This is a genomic window from Komagataeibacter diospyri, from assembly GCF_006538165.1.
Lineage (GTDB): Bacteria > Pseudomonadota > Alphaproteobacteria > Acetobacterales > Acetobacteraceae > Komagataeibacter > Komagataeibacter diospyri.
Genome location: NZ_BDLU01000054.1, coordinates 37,819 through 57,227 on the forward strand (window position 1 = coordinate 37,819; position 19,409 = coordinate 57,227).

Consider the following 19,409-nt stretch of genomic DNA (forward strand, 5'->3'; position numbering starts at 1 on the left):
TTACCACGTGTGACGCAGGCGGCCAGCCCCGGTGACGGAATGGGGCATTGCCGTGCATGCGTGCCTCGTCTAAACGCACGGCATTCCCCCCTCATTGATCAAGGTGCCTGCAATGGGACGCAAACGTGGACGCCCGCTCGATGGCTGGCTGATAGTGGACAAGCCATTGGGAATGACATCCACCCAGGTCGTGGGCCGGGTGCGTTACCTGTTTGACGCGGCCAAGGCAGGACATGGCGGTACGCTGGACCCGCTGGCGACGGGACTGCTGCCCGTGGCCTTTGGCAGGGCAACCAAGACCGTGCCTTATATAATGGATGGCACCAAGCGCTATCATTTCACCCTGCGTATCGGGGAAGCGCGCGATAGTGATGATGCGGAAGGCAGCGTGACCGCCGTATCCGACGTGCGACCCGACAATGCCGCGTTTGAGGCGGCCCTTGCCGCCTTCCGTGGCGACATCATGCAGGTGCCGCCGGTCTTTTCGGCGCTGAAGGTCGGGGGGAAGCGGTCTTATGATATGGCGCGCGCGGGCAATGCGCCGGAACTGGTCCCCCGTCCGGCGCGGATTGACCGTTTTGAACTGATTGCGCGCCCCGATGCAGACACGGCGGTGTTCGAGGTGGAATCGGGCAAGGGCGTGTACATGCGGGCGCTGGCCCGCGATATCGCGCTGGCCTGTGGCACGGTGGGACATGTGGCGGCGCTGAGACGGCTGAACGTCGGGCCTTTTGATGAATCCCATGCGATTCCACTGGACAAAATTGTCGCAAGCGCCGACAACGCGCCTGCTCCACCGGATCTGTTGCTTCCGGTCGCGACCGCGCTGGCCGACATCCCGGCGCTGGCCCTGACCCGTGAGGAAGCGGATGCCCTGTCATTTGGCCAGGCAATAGACCTGAACCAGCTGGCGGACCGGATGCCGGATCACGTTGACCCCCGTTCGGGTGTCGTGCGTGCGATGGATGGGGCGCGTGTGGTCGGGCTGTGCCGCCCCGAAGGCGGGCTGCTGCGATCGGTACGCATGCTGTGAACCGAATTATCAATGGAGATGACGATGTCGATTACTGCTGAACGCCGCACGGCGCTGATTGGCGAATACCGCAACGCCGAGACGGACACCGGTTCGCCGGAAGTACAGGTCGCCCTGCTGACCGAGCGGATCGTGAACCTGACCGATCACCTGAAGACCCATGCGAAGGATTTCCATTCGCGCCGTGGTCTGCTGATGCTGGTCGGTCGCCGCCGCCGCCTGCTGGACTATGTCAAGCGCAAGGACCAGGCCCGTTACGAAACGCTCATCAAGCGCCTCGGCCTGCGTCGCTGATTTGCGACATGGGGGGAACGTGGTCATAATGCGTTCCTCCCGCACGACCCGCACGGACACGGCGTATGCACCTGCATGCCCGTGTCCGGTCGGGTTGGCTATTTTCCGGTGTCCGTGACCAAACGGGTGCCATCAACACGCTGCCGACGCCACGGCGGAGATGTCCGGACCGGATCGCAGCGTTTCAGGCCACATGGTGTTCTGGCGGTATGTGCCGTCATCACTCCATGCCGTCCGAGGCGCTGCCATCAACGTTCCAATGTCCGGCCCGCCTGCATTGCGGCAGTCAACGGACAGGGTTGTCTGGATGTTTAATTATTTTCGCAAGGAAATCGAATGGGGCGGCCGCCCGCTGGTGCTGGAAACGGGCAAGATCGCCCGCCAGGCCGACGGCGCGGTTGTCGTAACCTATGGTGATACGGTGGTGCTGTGCACGGCCGTTGGCGCCAAGAGCGTGAAGCCGGGGCAGGATTTCTTCCCGCTGACGGTCAACTATCAGGAAAAGGCTTACGCCGCGGGCAAGATCCCCGGTGGCTTCTTCAAGCGCGAAGGCCGCCCGAGCGAGGCCGAAGTCCTGAACTCCCGCCTGATCGACCGTCCGATCCGGCCGCTGTTCCCCGAAAACTTCCGCAATGAAGTGCAGGTCGTCGCCACCGTGCTGAGCCACGACATGGAAAACGACCCCGCCGTCGTGGCGCTGATCGGCTGTTCGGCTGCGCTGACGCTGTCGGGCATTCCGTTTTTCGGCCCTGTGGGCGCGGCCCGCGTGGGGTATGCCAATGGCGAATACGTACTGAACCCGACCATTTCCCAGCTCAAGGAAAGCGAGTTGGATCTGGTCGTGGCCGGCACGTCCGAAGGTGTGCTGATGGTCGAGTCCGAGGCAGTGGAACTGTCCGAGGACGTGATGCTGGGTGCGGTGACGTTCGGTCACGAAGCCTTCCAGCCGGTGATCGATGCGATCATCGACCTGGCCGAAAGTGCCGCCAAGGCCCCGTGGGATCTGGCCGAGCCGACGGCTGAGGAAATCAAGCTGCGCAAGAAGGTGGACAAGGTCGGTCGCGCCCTGATTGCCGATGCCTACAAGGAACGCACCAAGCAGGTGCGTTACAAGAAGGTTGCCGCAGCCCGTGAAGCCATCCTCGCCAAGATCGGTGAGGCCGATGCTGACGCCGCCAGGCCCATGATCAAGGATCTGGAAGCCGACGTGGTCCGCACCGAAGTGCTGGATACCGGTTTCCGTATCGATGGCCGTGATCTGGAAACGATCCGCCCGATCGTGTCCGAAGTCGGTATCCTGCCGCGCGCGCACGGTTCCGCCCTGTTTACCCGTGGCGAGACGCAGGCCCTTGTGGTCGCGACCCTTGGTACCGGTCAGGACGAACAGATCGTGGATGCGCTGGAAGGCGAATACCGCAACAACTTCATGCTGCATTACAACTTCCCGCCCTTCTCGGTCGGTGAGTGCGGGCGTATGGGTTCTCCCGGCCGTCGTGAAATCGGTCATGGCAAGCTGGCATGGCGTGCGATCCACCCGCTGCTGCCGGGCAAGGATACCTTCCCGTACACCATGCGTGTCGTGTCCGAGATCACGGAAAGCAACGGTTCGTCCTCCATGGCGACCGTCTGCGGTACCTCGCTTGCGCTGATGGATGCCGGTGTGCCGCTGAAGCGCCCGGTCGCGGGTATTGCCATGGGTCTGATCAAGGAAGACGAGGACTTCGCCGTCCTGTCCGACATCCTTGGTGATGAAGATCACCTGGGCGACATGGACTTCAAGGTGGCGGGCACCGAGCAGGGTGTGACCGCGCTGCAGATGGACATCAAGATCACGTCCATCACGCCGGAAATCATGAAGATCGCGCTGGGTCAGGCCCGTCAGGGTCGTCTGCACATCCTTGGTGAAATGGCCAAGGCGCTGACTGAAGGCCGCACGGATGTCTCGTCCTCCGCACCGAAGATCACCACGATCTCGGTTCCGAAGGAAAAGATCCGCGACGTGATCGGTCAGGGTGGTAAAGTTATCCGTGAGATCGTTGAATATTCGGGTGCGAAGATCGACATCAACGATGACGGCACGATCATGATCGCCGCGTCGTCCGACGATCAGGCCGAAAAGGCCATCGAACGGATCCGTGGCATCGTGGCGGAACCCGAAGTGGGCCACATCTATAACGGCAAGGTCGTCAAGACCGCCGATTTCGGTGCGTTCGTCAACTTCCTGGGCCCCCGTGACGGGCTGGTTCACATTTCCGAACTGGCGCAGGGCCGTGTCTCCAAGACGACCGATGTCGTCAAGCAGGGAGACGAGGTGAAGGTGAAGGTGCTGGGCTTTGACGATCGCGGCAAGGTCAAGCTGTCCATGCGCGTGGTCGATCAGGAAACCGGTGCCGATATCACCGAGACAGTGGGCGCGAAGCCCGGTCGTGCGCCCGCGCGCTAAGACGCGGCGCCGACCTGTATGACACCCGGCGGCGGGATGTGCCTGGTATGGGCATACCCCGCTGCGCGGGCAGACACATGACGATGGAATGGTGATGAAGCCGATCAATGCGATCCGTATGGGCGGGACGGATATTCTGCCCCTGGTCGAAGGGGGGAAGGGCGTCTCGATCTCAACCGGCATATCCGCCGGGCACTGGGCGGCAGCCGGGGGGGCTGGCACGGTCTCGATCGTGAATGCCGATTCCTATGATAAAGATGGCAACGTCGTCCCTCAGGTCTATCATGGTAAAACACGGCGCGAGCGGCACGAGGAACTGATCGATTACGCCATTCGTGGCGGGATCGCGCAGGCCCGCATCGCGCATGAAATCGCAGGCGGCAAGGGACGTATCCATGCCAACATCCTGTGGGAAATGGGTGGTGCGGAACGTGTCATAAACGGCGTGCTGGAAGGTGCGCCGGGGATGATCCAGGGTCTGACCTGTGGTGCGGGCATGCCGTACCGCCTGTCGGAAATCGCGGCGCGGTTCGGCATTCATTATTATCCCATCGTATCGTCCGCCCGTGCGTTCAACGCCCTGTGGCGACGTTCGTACCACAAGACGGGTGAGCTGCTGGGTGCGGTGGTATATGAAGATCCGTGGCGTGCGGGTGGTCATAATGGCCTGTCCAACACCGAAAACCCGCTGGCGCCGGAAGACCCGTTTCCCCGCGTGCTGGCGCTGCGCAAGCAGATGCGGGCCTTCGGTCTGGATGACACCCCCATCATCATGGCCGGTGGCGTATGGTGGCTGGAGGAATGGCAGGACTGGATCGATAACCCCGAACTCGGGCCGATCGTCTTCCAGTTTGGCACCCGTCCACTGCTGACGCGTGAAAGCCCGATTCCCGATGCGTGGAAACAGCGCCTGCTGACGTTGAAGAAAGGGGATGTGTTCCTTAACCGTTTCTCGCCCACCGGCTTCTATTCGTCGGCGGTGAACAATTCGTTCCTGCGCGAATTGCGGGGGCGGTCGGAACGCCAGATTCCGTTCTCCCCTGAATTACTGGGCGAACACACGGCGGCACTGGCCATCGGCGCACGTGGACGGCAGGTTTTTGTCACCCCGGCTGATGCGCAGCGTGCGCGGCTGTGGACGGAAGAAGGCCATACCGAGGCCATGCGCACGCCGGATAATACGCTGGTGTTCGTGGCCCCGGAACGGGCGCGGGAAATCCTGGCCGATCAGGGGGCATGCATGGGTTGCCTGTCGGAATGCCGCTTTTCCAACTGGTCACAGAAGCCGCCCGCCTATTCCAACGGGCACAAGGCGGACCCGCGTTCCTACTGCATCCAGAAAACGCTGCAGACGGCGGCCCATGCCCATGGGCCGGATCAGGCGGAAGTCATTGACCACAACCTCATGTTCGGTGGCACCAACGCATGGCGTTTCGCGACCGACCCGTTCTATGCCAATGGCTTCGTGCCCACCGTGGCGCAACTGCTGGAACGGATCATGACCGGGCGTTAGGCCGGTGGTCCGTACCATGTGAAAAAGGCCGGATCCCGTAAGGGGGACCGGCCTTTTTTCATTATAAAAAACAATAGAAGTTTCTAGGTGTCGCCGTTTTTTCAAAAAGGCGGCGTTTTCAAAGCTTTTTGAAAAAAGCTTCACCAAAAACTTTTTCTCTTATGCTGTCGCGGGCAGGCAGGTGTCACGGAATAGCGCGAAAGCCAGTGCGCGGTGACTGATGGTGTTCTTTTCCACATCGCTCATGTCCGCAAAGCTGCGGGTGCCGCTGCCGGGGGCGAAGATGGGATCATAGCCGTGACCGTTTTCGCCATGCGGCGGCCAGATGACATGCCCGTCAATGCGCCCTTCAAAGGTTTCGGTCCGCCCGTCAGGCCATGCAAGACACAGGACGGAAATGAACCACGCGCTGCGGTCGGGGGTATCGCCCATCTGGTCATGGATGCGGCGCATGGCGTCGGGGTAATTCTTTTCCGGACCAGCCCAGCGGGCGGAAAAGACGCCCGGCGCGCCATCCAGAGCCGCAACACAGAAACCCGAATCATCGGCCAGTGCGGGCAGGTTGGCGGCTTCTGCCGCAGCTATGGCCTTGATGGCGGCATTGCCGGTAAAACTGTCGGCGGTTTCCTCCGGTTCAGGCAGCGACAGATCACCAGCCGAGACGACACGGATGCCGTATCCTGCCAGCAGTGCCGCGAATTCCGCGATCTTGCCCCGGTTATGCGTCGCCAGTACCAGCGTGTCGCCACGGTTCAGGCGGGTAGGGGTTATATTCATGCCTTTAGTGCCTCTTCCACAATAGCGGTCTGGATACGGAACAGTTCAGCCGTGCCGGTACGGGCCAGCCGCATGAGGGTGTTGAACTGGGCTTCGGTAAAGGGATCCTTTTCCGCCGTGCCCTGAATTTCCACAATCCCGCCATCGGCGGTCAGGACGAAATTGGCGTCGGCGCTGGCCGTGCTGTCTTCCCTGTAGTCCAGGTCCAGAACCGGGCCGTCATCCGTCAGCCCGCAGGATATGGCCGCGACCTGTCCCTTGATCGGCAGGGCGGGCAAAGTGCCGTTGCGCACCAGTTTTTCCAGCGCCAGGCGCAGTGCGACCCACGCCCCGGTAATGGCGGCGCAGCGCGTGCCGCCATCGGCGTTCAGCACGTCGCAATCCACCGTGACCGAGATTTCGCCCAGCGCCTTCAGGTCCACCACCGCGCGCAGGGCGCGGGCGATCAGGCGCTGGATTTCCTGTGTGCGACCGGTCTGCTTGCCTTTTGCGGCTTCGCGCTGGCCCCGGTTGTGGGTGGCGCGCGGCAGCATGCCGTATTCCGCCGTGACCCACCCCTGTCCCTTGCCGCGCAGGAAGGAAGGCACGCGGGTTTCGATCGTGGCGGCGCACAGGACTTCGGTCCCGCCCATGCGGATCAGGGCGGACCCTTCGGCATGGTGGGCGAAGCCGGGCTGGATGAAGACGGGACGCAGGGCGTCTATGGCACGGCCGGATGGGCGCATGGGCGTAAAACTCCGCAAGGTGATGGGGCGGCATAGCCTGCAACCCGTTCCTATTTCCAGTCCCGCGTGGGCAGGACATGGCAGGATCTGCTAGGATGGGGATGCGGATGGTCCGCATGGAATGGATACGTGCAACACAGGAGGCATGGCGATGGAAAACCGACCACAGGTATCGCAGCCAGCCCTGCTGTCCGGGCTTGATGCGCGTTCTGCCGCGATCCTGCGCGAAATCGTGGAGCAGTATGTCGAAACGGGTGAGCCGATGGGGTCGCGCACCCTGTCGCAGCGCCTGCCGCTGTCGCTGTCGCCAGCCACGATTCGCAATGTGATGGCGGACCTGACCGATGCCGGGCTGCTGTTTTCGCCGCATGCCTCGGCAGGACGGCTGCCTACGGAAAAGGGCGTGCGGCTGTTTGTCGATGGGCTGCTGCAGTTTGGCAGCCTGAGCGAGGAAGAACGTGAAAGCATCGAGGGGATGCTGGACGTCAAGGGGCGTTCGCTTGAGGACATGCTGGCCAAGGCGTCGTCCATGCTGTCGGGCCTGTCATCCGCGGCAGGTCTGGTCATGGCGCCCAAGAGCGATGGTACCACCATCAAGCATATCGAATTCGTGGCCCTTGGTCCGGGGCGCGCGCTGGTTATCCTGGTCAGTGCGGACGGGCAGGTGGAAAACCGTGTGATCGAGACGCCGCCCGGCCTGCCGCCCTCGGCGCTGGTGGAGGCAGGAAATTACCTCAACGCCCATCTGTCGGGCCAGACGCTGGATCGCCTGCGTGAGACGGTCAGCACCGACATGACCGCCAACCGCAACGAACTGGACCATCTGACGGCTGAAGTGGTGGAAAGCGGGCTGGCGACATGGAGTGATGCCGATGAACGCGGCGGCACCCTGTTCATACGCGGGCAGGGGCGTCTGCTGGCCGATGTAACGGAAATCGAGCGCCTGACCACCATCCAGATGCTGTTCGAGCGGCTGGAGACACAGGAAACCATGCTGCGCCTGCTGGACCTTGCACGCGAATCCGAAGGGGTGCGGATTTTCATCGGTGCCGAAAGCGGGTTGTTCGGCATGGCGGGAATGTCGGTGGTCGTCGCCCCGGCCCGCACGGATTCCAACCGCATCGTGGGCGCGATTGGCGTGATCGGGCCGACGCGCATCAATTACGCCCGCATCATTCCCGTGGTGGATTACACGGCGCGGGTGATCGGGCGCATGCTGGGCTGAACTGCGGGGGTTTCATGCAACCGGACTCGCGCGGGTGGCCTTATGCCTGGCAGACAGCAACCGCACGTCCTGACCACAGTGATCACGGCGTGCCCGCACCGCGTAAGGAAAATGGCATGTTTACACCCGATGCAAGGCAGTCCGGATCATTCATGATTGGTGGTGACCTGGAGGTCACACGGCTTGGCTTCGGGGCCATGCGCATTACGGGCAAGGGCATATGGGGAGAACCCGCCGATCGGGCTGCGGCACTCGCCACGCTGCGCCGTCTGCCGGAACTGGGCATAAACTTCGTCGATACGGCGGATGCTTATGGCCCGTTTGTCAGCGAAGACCTGATCCGCGAGGCGCTGCATCCCTACACGGACACCATTATCGCCACCAAGGGCGGGCATACGCGCCATGGTCCCGACATATGGAAGCCGGTGGGCAATCCCGATTACCTGCGCCAGTGCGTGTTGATGAGCATGCGCAGGCTGGGGGTCGAACGCATTGATCTGTGGCAGCTTCACCGCGTGGGGCCCGACTGCACGCCCGAGCGGCAGTTCGAGGCGATTGCGGCCATGCGCGCGCAGGGGCTGATCCGCCATGTCGGTCTGTCGGAAGTGACGGTGGAGATGATCGAGCGCGCACGGCTGTATTTTCCCGTCGCCACCGTCCAGAACCGCTTCAACCTCGTCAACCGCTATTCGGAAGACGTGCTGGATTACTGCACAAAGGAAAATATAGGCTTCATCCCATGGGCGCCGCTGGCGGCGGGCAGCCTGACGAAAGGGGACACGCTGCTGACCCGTCTGGCCAGTGAAAAAGGCGTGCAGCCCGGACAGGTCGCGCTGGCCTGGCTGCTGCGCCGTGCGCCGGTCATGCTGCCCATTCCCGGCACCAGCAGCCCCGACCATCTGGCCGATAATGCGGCGGCCGCCGTCATTGAACTGAGCCATGAGGAATTCCAGCAGCTTGATAATGACGGACGCGCGGAATGGGCCAGCCGTAACAGCGCATAAGGGATCGGCAGGCCCCCGGTCTGGCGGATCGGGGGCGACGGCGGCGGCGGACAATGCTAGACAGGGGCCTCGACACAGAACGGCCCCTTTCTTTCCTTATTGGATACCGGATGACGCTTGCTGACGGATCAGGCCGCGATGGCCGGATTGATGGACCCACACGCCCCGATGCCGGCGGCCCGCGCCGCCCACGTTACCGTATGGTGCGCTGGCTTGCAGGCACCACGCTTGCCGTCCTGCTGCTTGGTGGCGGTGGGGCGGCCCTTCTGGCATGGGGGGAATATGAACGTCTGAGCGAGGGCCTGCCCACGGTTGACGGCCTGCGCACCTACCAGCCCCCGGTCATGAGCCGCCTGTATTCGGGCGATGATCAGGTCATGGCGGAACTGGCGGCGGAACGGCGTATATTCGTGCCCTACAGCGCCATACCCGAACGCGTACGCGATGCCTTCCTTGCGGCGGAAGACCAGAAATTCTTCACCCATGGCGGTGTCGATCCGATGGCCATCCTGCGCGCGGGCCTGACCGACATGATGATGCACGGGACGAAGCACCGTCCCATCGGGGCATCCACCATCACGCAGCAGGTCGCACGCATCATGCTGCTGGGGTCGAATGCGGTCTCCATCGATCGCAAGATCAAGGAAGCACTGCTGGCCATGCGGCTGGAGCAGACGCTTAGCAAGGAACAGATCCTTGAGATCTATCTGAACGAAATCTATCTTGGCGAAGGGGCTTACGGTATCGGGGCCGCCGCCCAGACCTATTTCAACAAGCCGTTGGACCAGCTGGACAATGCCGAGGCCGCCTTCCTTGGCGCGCTGCCCAAATCGCCCACCAACTACAACCCCCACCGTTTCGTACAGGCGGCGACCAACCGGCGCAACTGGGTGCTGGACCGCATGGCGGACCTGAAGGTCATAACGCCGGAAGAAGCGCGCGCGGCCCAGCAGGAGCCGCTGGTGCCCGCCAACTTCACCCGCCCCGGCCCCGTTCCCGGTTCCGAATGGTTTGCCGAGGAGGTGCGTCGTGAACTGATCGAACGCTACGGCATCGGCACCACCATGGAAGGTGGGCTGTCGGTCCATACCTCGCTTGATTCCCATCTGCAGCAGGTGGCCACCACCGCGCTGCGCGACGGGCTGCTGCGCTATGACCGCGCGCATGGCGGCTGGCGCGGCGCGTTCACGCATATCGATGCAGCCGACGCAGGCGGGGACTGGGCCAATGTGCTGGCCCATGTCACGGCACCTGCCGCCATGCTGGAACAGTGGCGGGTCGCGGTCGTGCTGTCGCCCGCCACCGGGCGCGTGGGCTGGCTGGAAGGACGTGATCCCGTCATTCCCCATACCGGTGAACTGCTGGCGCGCGACCGGACATGGATGCGCACCGGCAAGGGATTGCAGGTGGGTGACGTGATCCTGATCGAACCACAGGCCGATGGCGGCGGCGTTGCCGTGCGGCAGGTGCCGCGCGTGGAAGGGGCGCTGGCCACGGTGGATGTGCATACCGGGCGCGTCATGGCCATGGTGGGCGGCTGGTCGTTCAGGGAATCGCAGTTCAACCGCGCAACGCAGGCGGCGCGGCAGCCGGGATCGTCGTTCAAGCCCTTCGTCTATCTGGCGGCGATGGAGCAGGGGATTTCCCCTTCGCAGAAATTCGATGATTCCCCCGTCAGCTATGGCGAATGGCATCCCAACAATTATGAAAAGGATTTCTGGGGGCCGACCACGCTGCATGACGCGCTGCGGGAATCGCGCAACCTTGTTACCATCCGCCTTGCCGCCCAGATCGGCATGAAGCCGGTGGCGGACCTTGCCCAGAAACTTGGCCTTGTCCATTCCATGCCGCTGGTGTTGCCTGCGGCGCTGGGTGCGGTGGAAACCACCGTCATGCGCGAAGCCGCCGCCTATGCCACCATCGCCAATGGCGGCAGGCTGGTCACGCCTACCCTGATTGACGATATCAAGGACCGCAACGGCAACGTCGTATGGCGCCCCGATGGCATGACGTGGAAGGCTGGCAGCATGGCCGCCGATGGCCCGCAGATGGAGGATACCCGCCCACAGGTGGTATCGGCCACATCCGCCAGCCAGATCGTGGCGATGATGCAGGATGTGGTGCGCCGCGGCACCGGCGTGCGCGCGGGGGCGGGCATTGAGCGGCCCATCGCGGGCAAGACCGGCACCAGCCAGGACTTCAATGACGCATGGTTCGCGGGCTTTTCCCCCGATCTGGTGACGGTGGTGTGGATCGGGTTCGACACCCCGCAGTCGCTGGGCAGGAACGAGACCGGGGGCGTGATCGCCGGCCCGATCTGGAACCAGGTGATGAAGGCGGCGCTCGCTACCCGCCCGCGCCTTGATTTCCGCGTGCCCGATGGGGTGCAGCTGGCCCGTTACGATACAGGGATGGGCATGGCGATTGACGCCTTCAAGCCCGGACAGGTGCCGGGCGTCAGTGTTGATCTTGGCGCGGGTTCGGGCATGGCGCTGACAGCAGCGGATACCGGTGCTGAAAACATGCCTGATTCCGAAACCGACATGGCCACCATGCCCGGTAATCCGGCAGTGGCGGGGGATGGCAGCACATCCGCAGGTCATCCCGTGGCGCCGTCCGGTCCCGCCGCATCGCAGCCTTCCGGGGGTGACATTGGCATGGGCGGCCTGTATTGACGCCCGTTATGCCGGGTGCCCGCGTGCATGCCCGCATTGTTTACCGTTGAGCGAGGAGCAAGCCCATGTCTGCCGAGACAGAGGCCCTGAACGACCAGATCAAGCAGTCGGTGGCACTGCTGAGGAGGCATCTTTGACTGGGATGTCGCAATCGACCGCCTGGCGGAGCTGAACAACCGGGCCGAAGACCCCGAGTTGTGGAATGATTCCGAAGCCGCCCAGAAGCTCATGCGCGAGCGTACGCTGCTGGCCAACCAGATCGAGGGCGTGCAGAAGCTTGAAGCTGATGTGAACGATACGATCGAACTGGCGGAACTGGCGGAAATGGAAGGCGATTCGGCTGTCGTGGCCGAAGCGCTGGCCAGCCTGCGCGCCCTTGCGGAAGAAGCCAAGCGGCGAGAGACGGAAAGCCTGCTTTCGGGGGAGGCGGACAGCAATGACTGCTACCTTGAAGTCAACGCCGGCGCAGGCGGGACGGAAGCGCAGGACTGGGCCGAAATGCTGCTGCGCATGTACACCCGCTGGGCTGAACAGCATGGTTACAAGGTGACCATGATGGAAAGCTCGGAAGGCGAACAGGCCGGGATCAAGTCCGCCACCATCCAGGTCAGCGGTCCGAATGCCTATGGCTGGCTGAAGACCGAGGCGGGGGTGCATCGCCTTGTCCGTATCTCGCCGTTTGATGCGGCGGCACGGCGGCAGACGTCGTTTGCATCCGTGTGGGTCTATCCGGTGGTCGATGATTCGATCGAGATCGAGATCAACGAAGCCGACCTGCGCGTGGATACGTTCCGTGCATCGGGTGCGGGCGGCCAGCACGTCAACAAGACGGAATCGGCCATCCGCATCACCCACATCCCCACCGGGATCGTGGTGGCCTGCCAGACCGACCGTTCCCAGCACCGCAACCGCGCCACGGCCATGACCATGCTGAAGGCGCGCATGTACGAGCAGGAACTGCAGAAACGCGAAGCTGCCGCCGCCCAGACCGAGGCGAACAAGACCGATATTGGCTGGGGGCACCAGATCCGTTCCTACGTGCTGGCTCCGTACCAGCTGGTGAAGGACCTGCGTACCAACGTGGAAAAAACCAATCCGGACGCCATTCTGGATGGTGATCTTGATGACTTCATGGCCGCCGCCCTTGCCGCCCGCGTGGGGGCGACCCGGTCGGAAGCCAGCGCGCAGGCGCAGTAACCCGGTACGGCCCGCTTATGAACAGGCCCCACGACTTTCGGTCGTGGGGTTTTTCATGCTTGGGTGGGAACCATTGTTCCACAACAGGAAATTTGTTCCGCACCTGTTGCATATCGTGCTTGACACATACGTCCCGACCACGCCCAATCATGGTCTGGCAATTAATGGCGCGCAGGCCCGGCAAGGGCGCTGGCTGGTGGCGTCTGGACGGGAATGGCATGTGGTCTGACGAAGTCATGGGATTGGATTATGCGGCCAGGCAGCGACGGCGTACGCCGTACGTGCGCGTGGTGGGTGTCATCATTGCGGTCCATGTCGTTGTCCTGTCGATGCTGGCCTATGGGTTGCGGCCCAAGGCCAAACCCATGTTTCCCGAACCCTATCGCCCGTTGCCGCCGGTGACGCTGCGGATCATTCCCGAACCGATGCCGCCCGCACCACCCGCGCCCCCGCCTGTGCGCCCGGTCATGGTCCAGCCGGTGGTTCCCGTCATTCCCGCACCCGTCATCGGGCGTGACCGACGGGTCCACATGCCGGAAATTGTTCCGAAATCGATACAGGTGGATTGATTTTCATCTCCCGGACTGGTCAGATAACAGTCATGAAATGTGTTGCAGGCCAGACCCATGGCCCTATTCGTCAGAGGATTTCAGGTAAATGACCCGACAGCATCGTAATCAAGTCATCGCGGCCGCGCTGCTGACTGCATTGCCCGCCCTTGCCTACGCCACCCCTGCGGCGGCTGCCGATTCCAACCCGTATGGCCTGGGCGCGCTGTGGTCGAATGGTGACTTCATTGCCCGTACCGTGCTGATCATCATGGTCGTGATGTCTGTCGGGACATGGTACATCATGATCACCAAGTTCCTTGAGCAGGCGCGCATCCTGAAGGACGCCAAGGAAGTGAAGGCGAAATTCTGGCCTGCCCATGATATCAAGGAAGGCGCGGCACTGCTCGATACCGCATCGCCCTTCCGCTACATTGCCGATACCGGCATCAAGGCCGCCGAACACCACGAAGGCACGATGCAGGAAACCATCGATCTGCATTCCTGGACCACCATGTCCATCCAGCGTTCGGTGGATTTCATCCAGAACCGTCTGCAGGGTGGCCTGGCCTTCCTCGGCACCGTGGGTTCGACCTCGCCGTTCGTGGGTCTGTTCGGGACCGTCTGGGGTATCTATCACGCGCTGACGGCCATCGGCATTGCAGGTCAGGCATCGATCGACAAGGTTGCCGGTCCGGTTGGTGAATCGCTTATCATGACAGCCATCGGCCTGGGCACCGCCGTGCCTGCGGTTCTGGGCTACAACATGCTGGTCCGCCGCAACAAGGGCGCGCTGGATGAGGTCCGCAACTTCGCTGCTGACGTGCAGTCGATCCTGATGGGCGGCTATCGCCATGAAACGCACGACGTCGCTGAATAAGCCCGCTACCCGCGCATGATCTGATTTCACGTCGTGACACGGCAGGCGCATTTCATGCGGCCTGCCGTGCCGCCATCGGTCAGGGGCGGATTGAATGATGGGCCGCGTGGGTCCATCGTGATGCCCTGGCCGATCAATCGGGCCATGACCCGTTCATGGAAGGACATCCAGTTGAAAAACATCACATCCAAATCGCTGTTCCAGCTGCGCGGGCGCCTGCTGGCCGGGGTCATGATGGCGCTGCCGGTGGCGGGCGTACTGCCCGTCCATGCCGCCAGTGCGGCGGACCAGCTGGGGGAAAAGGTCGGCACGGCGCTGCAGAAGGCCCAGACCGACCTTGCCGCCAAGAAATACCCGCAGGCCATGGCCGATGTGGACGCGGCGGATGCCGTGACGGGCAAGTCCGATTACGAATCCTACACCATCGCGCAGATGCGTGCCGCCGTGGCCGCCCAGTCGGGTAATGTGTCCGCCGCGATTTCGGCCTATGACACACTGATCGCATCCCCGCGCACACCGGCCGCGACCAGGGAACAGATGGCGCTGGCCGAAGGCAGCATGGCCTTCACCGCCAAGGATTATCCTACGGCGATCACGGTCACGGAAAAATACATCAAGGCGGGTGGCAAGAACCCGCAGATGCTGACGATCCTGATCCAGGCGTATTATCTGCAGCATGATTACGCCAATGCCGCCCGCGTGCAGCAGGCGCAGATCGACGCCACCATCAAGTCGGGCGGCAAGCCTACGGAAAACCAGCTTCAGCTTCTGGCCGCCTGTCAGGCGCAGCTGAAGGACAATGCGGCGCTGACAAAAACCTATGTGCTGCTGGCCACCTATTACCCCAAGCCGGATTACTGGGCGCAGGTGGTGCATTCGGTCCTGAGCAACCCGAACATGGCCCCGGGCCTGCGTCTGGATATCGACCGGGTGCGTCTGGAATCCGGTCTGGTCAAGACCCCGGCCGAATATATGGACATTACCGAACTGGCCATGCAGGCGGGGCTGCCGCAGCTTGCGCTTGATGTCATCAACCAGGGTTACAGCACCGGCGTGCTGGGCCATGACGCCAGCGCCCCGCGTGAGGAAAAGCTGAAGGCGCTGGTGACGCAGAGCGTCACTGACCGCAAGGCCGGGCTGGATACGGCGGCAGCACAGGCCACCACCGGCAACGCCATGCTCACGGCAGGCTACAACTACGTGCTGTTCGGCCAGGGCGACAAGGGCATTGCCCTTATGAAGCAGGGCATTGCCAGGGGACCGTCGGACGTGAACATCGCGCGCCTGCACCTTGGCCTGGCGCAGGCCGCAGCAGGGCAGAAAGATGCCGCCATCGCCACCCTCAACAGCGTGGAAGGCACCAATGGCGCACGTGACATTGCCCAGTTCTGGGTGCTGAAGCTGAATTCAGCTGCCGCCGCCGCGCACTGACCTTATCCGGCAGGTCGGGTGTCATACGGGGTGCCGGATTCGTCCGGTGCCCCGTTTTTGTTTCGTATCCGGTCATGACTGACATTTTATGATATGAACGATGGTCTTATCCCGGCCCGGTGCGTTGGATATGCTGGAGGCCGTCGCATGAATGGCATCATGACTGTCCCTGAACCGAAACATGGCCGAGAGAATGACACAGATACCTGCCACTGATGATCTGCCCGCCCGTATCCTCGTGGTGGAAGATGACCCTGGCATGCGCACCCTGATCGTCCGCGCCCTGCAGGGCGATGGCTACCGCGTGCGCGGTGTGCAGGATGGCCCTGAAATGTGGGACGCGCTGCGTGCGCAGGCGGCTGACCTGATTATTCTGGATGTCATGCTGCCGGGCACCAACGGACTGGACCTGTGTCGTGGCCTGCGCGCACAGGCTGATCCGGTGGCGCCGGGCGAGGCGCCGTTGACGGAAGTGCCGGTCATTATCGTATCCGCCCGCGGCGAGGAACTGGACCGTGTGCAGGGGCTGGAACTGGGTGCGGACGACTATGTGCCTAAGCCCTTTGGCCAGAAGGAACTGCTTGCCCGCGTGCGCGCGGTGCTGCGGCGTCGGGGCGGTGGGGTCACGACCCCGAGCGCTGGTCGCCAGCGCAAGGAAACCGTGCGTTTTGCCGGCTGGACGCTGGACCTTCGCCGCCGTGAACTGACGGACCCGTCCGGTGCGGCGGTCGAGATTTCGGGGGCGGAGCATGACCTGCTGACCAGCTTCCTTGACAACCCGCAGCGTGTCATTGGCCGCGACCGCCTGCTGGAACTGTCGCGCACGCGGCTGGGTGATGTGTCGGACCGTAGCGTGGATGTGCTGGTCAGCCGCCTGCGGCGCAAGCTGGGACCGGATTCGGACGGGTTGATCCGCACTGTACGCGGCATGGGTTACATCTTTACGTCGGAAGTGGAGCGGGTCTGACGGGAACGGGGGAGTGAGTACGATCCGGACCGTACAGCCCCCGCGAGAGCAGGAGCCAGCGCCCCGGCGGATCACGCTGTGGCCACGTGGGCTGGTGGGGCGCGTCATGTTCGTGCTGCTGGCTGCGGTCGCACTCGTCTTTGTCGGCAGTTCCGTTTTTTATGAAGAAGCCGAGACCTACACCATAGACGATGCCCAGTTGGAACAGGTGGGCGAGCGGCTGGTGATCGACGCCCGCGTGCTGGCCGCGACACCCACGTCGCAGCGCATGGTGCTGGCGGCCATGCTGTCCACCAATGACCTGACGGTAGACTGGCGCACCCCGGCACAGATGGGGGTGATGAAGGTGGAACCCCCCTCACTGCGCAAGCTGCATGACCGTATGGCGGGATCACTGACGGCACTGCGGGGGGACGCACTGAACCTGTCGGGCACGATCGCGGCGACGGAGGACGTGCGCGGCACGCTGCGCCTGCCCGATGGCAGTTACATGGGCTTCCTTGCCCCCGCCATCCTGCAGCCCCATCACATGCGGCGGGGCATTGTTTCGGCGGCGATCCTGGCGGGGGCGGTGCTGCTGGCGGCGGGCATGCTGGTGCGTGCGCTGAGCATGCCGCTGCGCGCCCTGGCGGATGTGGCCGATACGGTTGGGTCGGGCCGGTGGGTACCGCTGGAAAACAAAGGCCCGCGGGAAGTCCGATACCTTGCCCGCGCCATTAACGAGATGCAGGAACGCATCGACCGCCTGATCGCCGACCGGACCGAGGCGCTGGCTGCCGTGTCCCATGACCTGCGCACGCCGCTGGCCCGCCTGCGGCTGAGGGCGGGATTTCTGGATGACGCGAACGCGCAGAAGGAAATCGAGGCCGATGTCACGGAAATGGAGGCGATGATTGCCGGCGTGCTGGCCTACCTGTCGGGGGAAAAGGACCCCGAACCCGCGCGGTCGGTCAATGTGGCCTCGATCCTTGCAACGCGGGTGGATGATGACGCCGACCAGGGCCGCGATGTGACCTATGACGGACCGGATCAGGCGCAGGCCGTGGTGCGCCCGCTGGCGCTCAAGCGCGTGCTGGGCAACCTGATCGACAATGCGGTGAATTACGGTGGCAACGCCCATGTCAGCCTGACGGTGGGGCCTGAAGTCCTGTGCATACGGGTGGAAGACGATGGCCCCGGCCTGCCCGAGGCCGAGATCGGACGCGTGACGACACCCTTCTACCGGGTGGAAGGGTCGCGTTCGCGCAGCACGGGGGGGCTGGGTCTGGGGCTTGCGATTGTCAGCCGGGAGGTGGAGCGCGATGGCGGCCGTTTCCACCTGTCCAACCGGGCGCATGGCGGCCTGTGCGCGGAAATTGTCCTGCCACGCAATGCTGTGATACGTCCGGCCGGTTAAAAGCGGGTCAGGTTTCCCTGCGTGGGGTTGGATTTACACGCGGGTCGATCATATAACAGGACTTGGGAAGTACGTTTGCATGTCCCGCTTTCCCGTCATGTCTGGAAGACCGAGCAATGTTCATCGAAACAGAAGATACCCCAAATCCCGCAACGCTGAAGTTCCTGCCGGGGCGCGAGATCATGGCCAATGGGGCCACGGCTGATTTCATCAGCCCCGATTCCGTGGCCGGGCGTTCGCGCCTTGCGGAACTTCTGTTTGATCTGGACGGTGTGGCGCGCGTCTTTTTCGGCAATGACTTCGTGGCCGTGACCCGCAGTGACACGACGCAGTGGGACGACCTGCGCCCGCAGGTGCTGGCCGTACTGGCGGATTACCTGGCGACGGAACAGCCCGTGGTCGAAAGCGATGCGCAGGTGGTCGAAGACCTGATCGCGCCGGGGGATGAGGAAATCGTGCAGCAGATCAAGGAACTGCTGGATACCCGCGTGCGCCCCGCCGTTGCGGGTGATGGCGGGGACATTGTATTCCGGGGCTATCGTGACGGTGTGGTGCGGCTGACCATGCAGGGTGCGTGTTCGGGTTGCCCGTCATCGCGCGCGACGCTCAAGCACGGGGTGGAGAACATGCTGCGCCATTATGTGCCGGAAGTGGTATCGGTAGAGCAGGTAGAGGCCTGATCGGCAGGCCTGCGGGTAGTCTGGGAATGTTTCATGGCGCTTGATGACGCTGGGCTTGATCTTCTGTTTCGCAACGCACGCACGCCGGTGGCGTGGAATGACCGGCCGGTAGGGCAGGATACGCTGCGGCAGTTATATGATCTGGTCCGCCTGGGCCCGACATCGGGTAACTGCTGCCCCGCGCGTTTCGTGTTCATCACTACCGAAAGCTGCCGTGAACGCCTGCGCCCGGCCCTGTCGGCAGGGAACGTGCAGCGCGTGATGACCGCCCCGGTCACCGTGATCGTGGCGCATGACCCACTGTTCTTTGACCGGATGGATTCACTCAACCCAGCCCCGGACGTACGCCAGTGGTTCGCGGCTGATGTGGGGCTGGCGGAGGAAACGGCCTTTCGTAATGGCACGTTGCAGGGCGCTTACCTGATCATGGCCGCGCGTGCGCTGGGCCTGTCCGTGCTGCCGCTGTCGGGGTTCGATGGCGCGATGGTGGAAGACTGCTTCCTGGCGCAGAAAGGCTGGCAGGCCAATTTCCTTGTCTGCCTTGGCTATACGGATGGGCCACCACCCACCCCGCGTGCGCCGCGGCCCGATTTTGATGACGCCTGCGTGATTGTATAGGTC

At 63.2% G+C, this 19,409-nt stretch carries 17 protein-coding genes; 15 read left to right on the forward strand and 2 right to left on the reverse strand.

The window, feature by feature from the left end:
* Positions 1-112: 112 nt before the first annotated feature.
* From truB to MSKU9_RS12235, 4 genes are all read left to right on the forward strand, one after another.
* Entirely contained in the window at positions 113-1,033 is a 921-nt protein-coding gene (gene truB / locus MSKU9_RS12220) for a tRNA pseudouridine(55) synthase TruB (protein ID WP_141261693.1), read from the forward strand.
* 24 nt (positions 1,034-1,057) lie between these two features.
* A complete protein-coding gene (rpsO, locus tag MSKU9_RS12225; protein ID WP_014105875.1) occupies positions 1,058-1,327 on the forward strand; it encodes a 30S ribosomal protein S15 in 270 nt (89 codons plus the stop codon).
* Positions 1,328-1,634: 307 nt separating this feature from the next.
* The gene (gene pnp, locus MSKU9_RS12230) at positions 1,635-3,770 is read left to right on the forward strand and encodes a polyribonucleotide nucleotidyltransferase (protein ID WP_141261694.1); all 2,136 of its coding nucleotides are present in this window, start codon (positions 1,635-1,637) and stop codon (positions 3,768-3,770) included.
* A 94-nt stretch (positions 3,771-3,864) separates the two neighbouring features.
* Complete coding sequence (locus tag MSKU9_RS12235; RefSeq protein ID WP_141261695.1) at positions 3,865-5,283, forward strand: NAD(P)H-dependent flavin oxidoreductase; 1,419 nt, start codon at positions 3,865-3,867, stop codon at positions 5,281-5,283.
* Between the two features lie 159 nt (positions 5,284-5,442).
* On the opposite strand, the gene rdgB is transcribed toward MSKU9_RS12235, so the two are convergent.
* A complete protein-coding gene (gene rdgB, locus MSKU9_RS12240) occupies positions 5,443-6,060 on the reverse strand; it encodes an RdgB/HAM1 family non-canonical purine NTP pyrophosphatase (protein WP_141261696.1) in 618 nt (205 codons plus the stop codon).
* The gene (gene rph / locus MSKU9_RS12245) at positions 6,057-6,785 is read right to left on the reverse strand and encodes a ribonuclease PH (protein WP_141261697.1); all 729 of its coding nucleotides are present in this window, start codon (positions 6,783-6,785) and stop codon (positions 6,057-6,059) included. The genes rdgB and rph overlap by 4 nt, the downstream gene beginning before the upstream one ends.
* Before the next feature lie 145 nt (positions 6,786-6,930).
* On the opposite strand from rph, the gene hrcA reads away from it, so the two are divergent.
* The 11 genes from hrcA (at position 6,931) to MSKU9_RS12300 (ending at position 19,406) form a co-directional block, all read left to right on the forward strand.
* Positions 6,931-8,010: a heat-inducible transcriptional repressor HrcA gene (gene hrcA / locus MSKU9_RS12250; protein WP_141261698.1), complete on the forward strand. Its 1,080-nt coding sequence runs from the start codon at positions 6,931-6,933 to the stop codon at positions 8,008-8,010.
* Positions 8,011-8,126: 116 nt separating this feature from the next.
* Complete coding sequence (locus MSKU9_RS12255; protein WP_141261699.1) at positions 8,127-9,014, forward strand: aldo/keto reductase; 888 nt, start codon at positions 8,127-8,129, stop codon at positions 9,012-9,014.
* 110 nt (positions 9,015-9,124) lie between these two features.
* Entirely contained in the window at positions 9,125-11,689 is a 2,565-nt protein-coding gene (locus MSKU9_RS12260) for a penicillin-binding protein 1A (protein WP_141261700.1), read from the forward strand.
* Between the two features lie 65 nt (positions 11,690-11,754).
* A protein-coding gene (prfB, locus tag MSKU9_RS12265) for a peptide chain release factor 2 (RefSeq protein WP_141261701.1) occupies positions 11,755-12,886 on the forward strand; the annotation gives its coding sequence in 2 pieces (ribosomal slippage) (positions 11,755-11,823 and positions 11,825-12,886; 1,131 coding nt in all).
* Between the two features lie 164 nt (positions 12,887-13,050).
* Positions 13,051-13,455 (forward strand): hypothetical protein, encoded by a 405-nt coding sequence (locus MSKU9_RS12270; RefSeq protein WP_227001065.1) that lies wholly within the window; start codon positions 13,051-13,053, stop codon positions 13,453-13,455.
* Positions 13,456-13,543: 88 nt separating this feature from the next.
* Positions 13,544-14,314, forward strand: coding sequence for a MotA/TolQ/ExbB proton channel family protein (locus MSKU9_RS12275; protein WP_141261702.1), 771 nt, complete (start codon positions 13,544-13,546; stop codon positions 14,312-14,314).
* A 204-nt stretch (positions 14,315-14,518) separates the two neighbouring features.
* A complete protein-coding gene (locus tag MSKU9_RS12280) occupies positions 14,519-15,745 on the forward strand; it encodes a tetratricopeptide repeat protein (protein ID WP_370685930.1) in 1,227 nt (408 codons plus the stop codon).
* A 193-nt stretch (positions 15,746-15,938) separates the two neighbouring features.
* Positions 15,939-16,712: a response regulator gene (locus MSKU9_RS12285; RefSeq protein ID WP_141261704.1), complete on the forward strand. Its 774-nt coding sequence runs from the start codon at positions 15,939-15,941 to the stop codon at positions 16,710-16,712.
* Positions 16,713-16,818: 106 nt separating this feature from the next.
* Positions 16,819-18,108: an ATP-binding protein gene (locus MSKU9_RS12290; protein ID WP_227002494.1), complete on the forward strand. Its 1,290-nt coding sequence runs from the start codon at positions 16,819-16,821 to the stop codon at positions 18,106-18,108.
* A 116-nt stretch (positions 18,109-18,224) separates the two neighbouring features.
* Complete coding sequence (locus MSKU9_RS12295; protein WP_141261706.1) at positions 18,225-18,788, forward strand: NifU family protein; 564 nt, start codon at positions 18,225-18,227, stop codon at positions 18,786-18,788.
* A 33-nt stretch (positions 18,789-18,821) separates the two neighbouring features.
* Complete coding sequence (locus MSKU9_RS12300) at positions 18,822-19,406, forward strand: malonic semialdehyde reductase (protein WP_141261707.1); 585 nt, start codon at positions 18,822-18,824, stop codon at positions 19,404-19,406.
* The last annotated feature ends 3 nt before the right edge of the window (positions 19,407-19,409 follow it).

Coding starts and splice junctions, on each gene's coding strand:
- truB (WP_141261693.1), top strand. CDS start 113: ATGGGACGCAAACGTGGACGCCCGCTCGATGGCTGGCTGATAGTGGAC.
- rpsO (WP_014105875.1), top strand. CDS start 1,058: ATGTCGATTACTGCTGAACGCCGCACGGCGCTGATTGGCGAATACCGC.
- pnp (WP_141261694.1), top strand. CDS start 1,635: ATGTTTAATTATTTTCGCAAGGAAATCGAATGGGGCGGCCGCCCGCTG.
- MSKU9_RS12235 (WP_141261695.1), top strand. CDS start 3,865: ATGAAGCCGATCAATGCGATCCGTATGGGCGGGACGGATATTCTGCCC.
- rdgB (WP_141261696.1), bottom strand. CDS start 6,060: ATGAATATAACCCCTACCCGCCTGAACCGTGGCGACACGCTGGTACTG.
- rph (WP_141261697.1), bottom strand. CDS start 6,785: ATGCGCCCATCCGGCCGTGCCATAGACGCCCTGCGTCCCGTCTTCATC.
- hrcA (WP_141261698.1), top strand. CDS start 6,931: ATGGCGATGGAAAACCGACCACAGGTATCGCAGCCAGCCCTGCTGTCC.
- MSKU9_RS12255 (WP_141261699.1), top strand. CDS start 8,127: ATGTTTACACCCGATGCAAGGCAGTCCGGATCATTCATGATTGGTGGT.
- MSKU9_RS12260 (WP_141261700.1), top strand. CDS start 9,125: ATGACGCTTGCTGACGGATCAGGCCGCGATGGCCGGATTGATGGACCC.
- MSKU9_RS12270 (WP_227001065.1), top strand. CDS start 13,051: ATGGCGCGCAGGCCCGGCAAGGGCGCTGGCTGGTGGCGTCTGGACGGG.
- MSKU9_RS12275 (WP_141261702.1), top strand. CDS start 13,544: ATGACCCGACAGCATCGTAATCAAGTCATCGCGGCCGCGCTGCTGACT.
- MSKU9_RS12285 (WP_141261704.1), top strand. CDS start 15,939: ATGACACAGATACCTGCCACTGATGATCTGCCCGCCCGTATCCTCGTG.
- MSKU9_RS12290 (WP_227002494.1), top strand. CDS start 16,819: ATGTTCGTGCTGCTGGCTGCGGTCGCACTCGTCTTTGTCGGCAGTTCC.
- MSKU9_RS12295 (WP_141261706.1), top strand. CDS start 18,225: ATGTTCATCGAAACAGAAGATACCCCAAATCCCGCAACGCTGAAGTTC.
- MSKU9_RS12300 (WP_141261707.1), top strand. CDS start 18,822: ATGGCGCTTGATGACGCTGGGCTTGATCTTCTGTTTCGCAACGCACGC.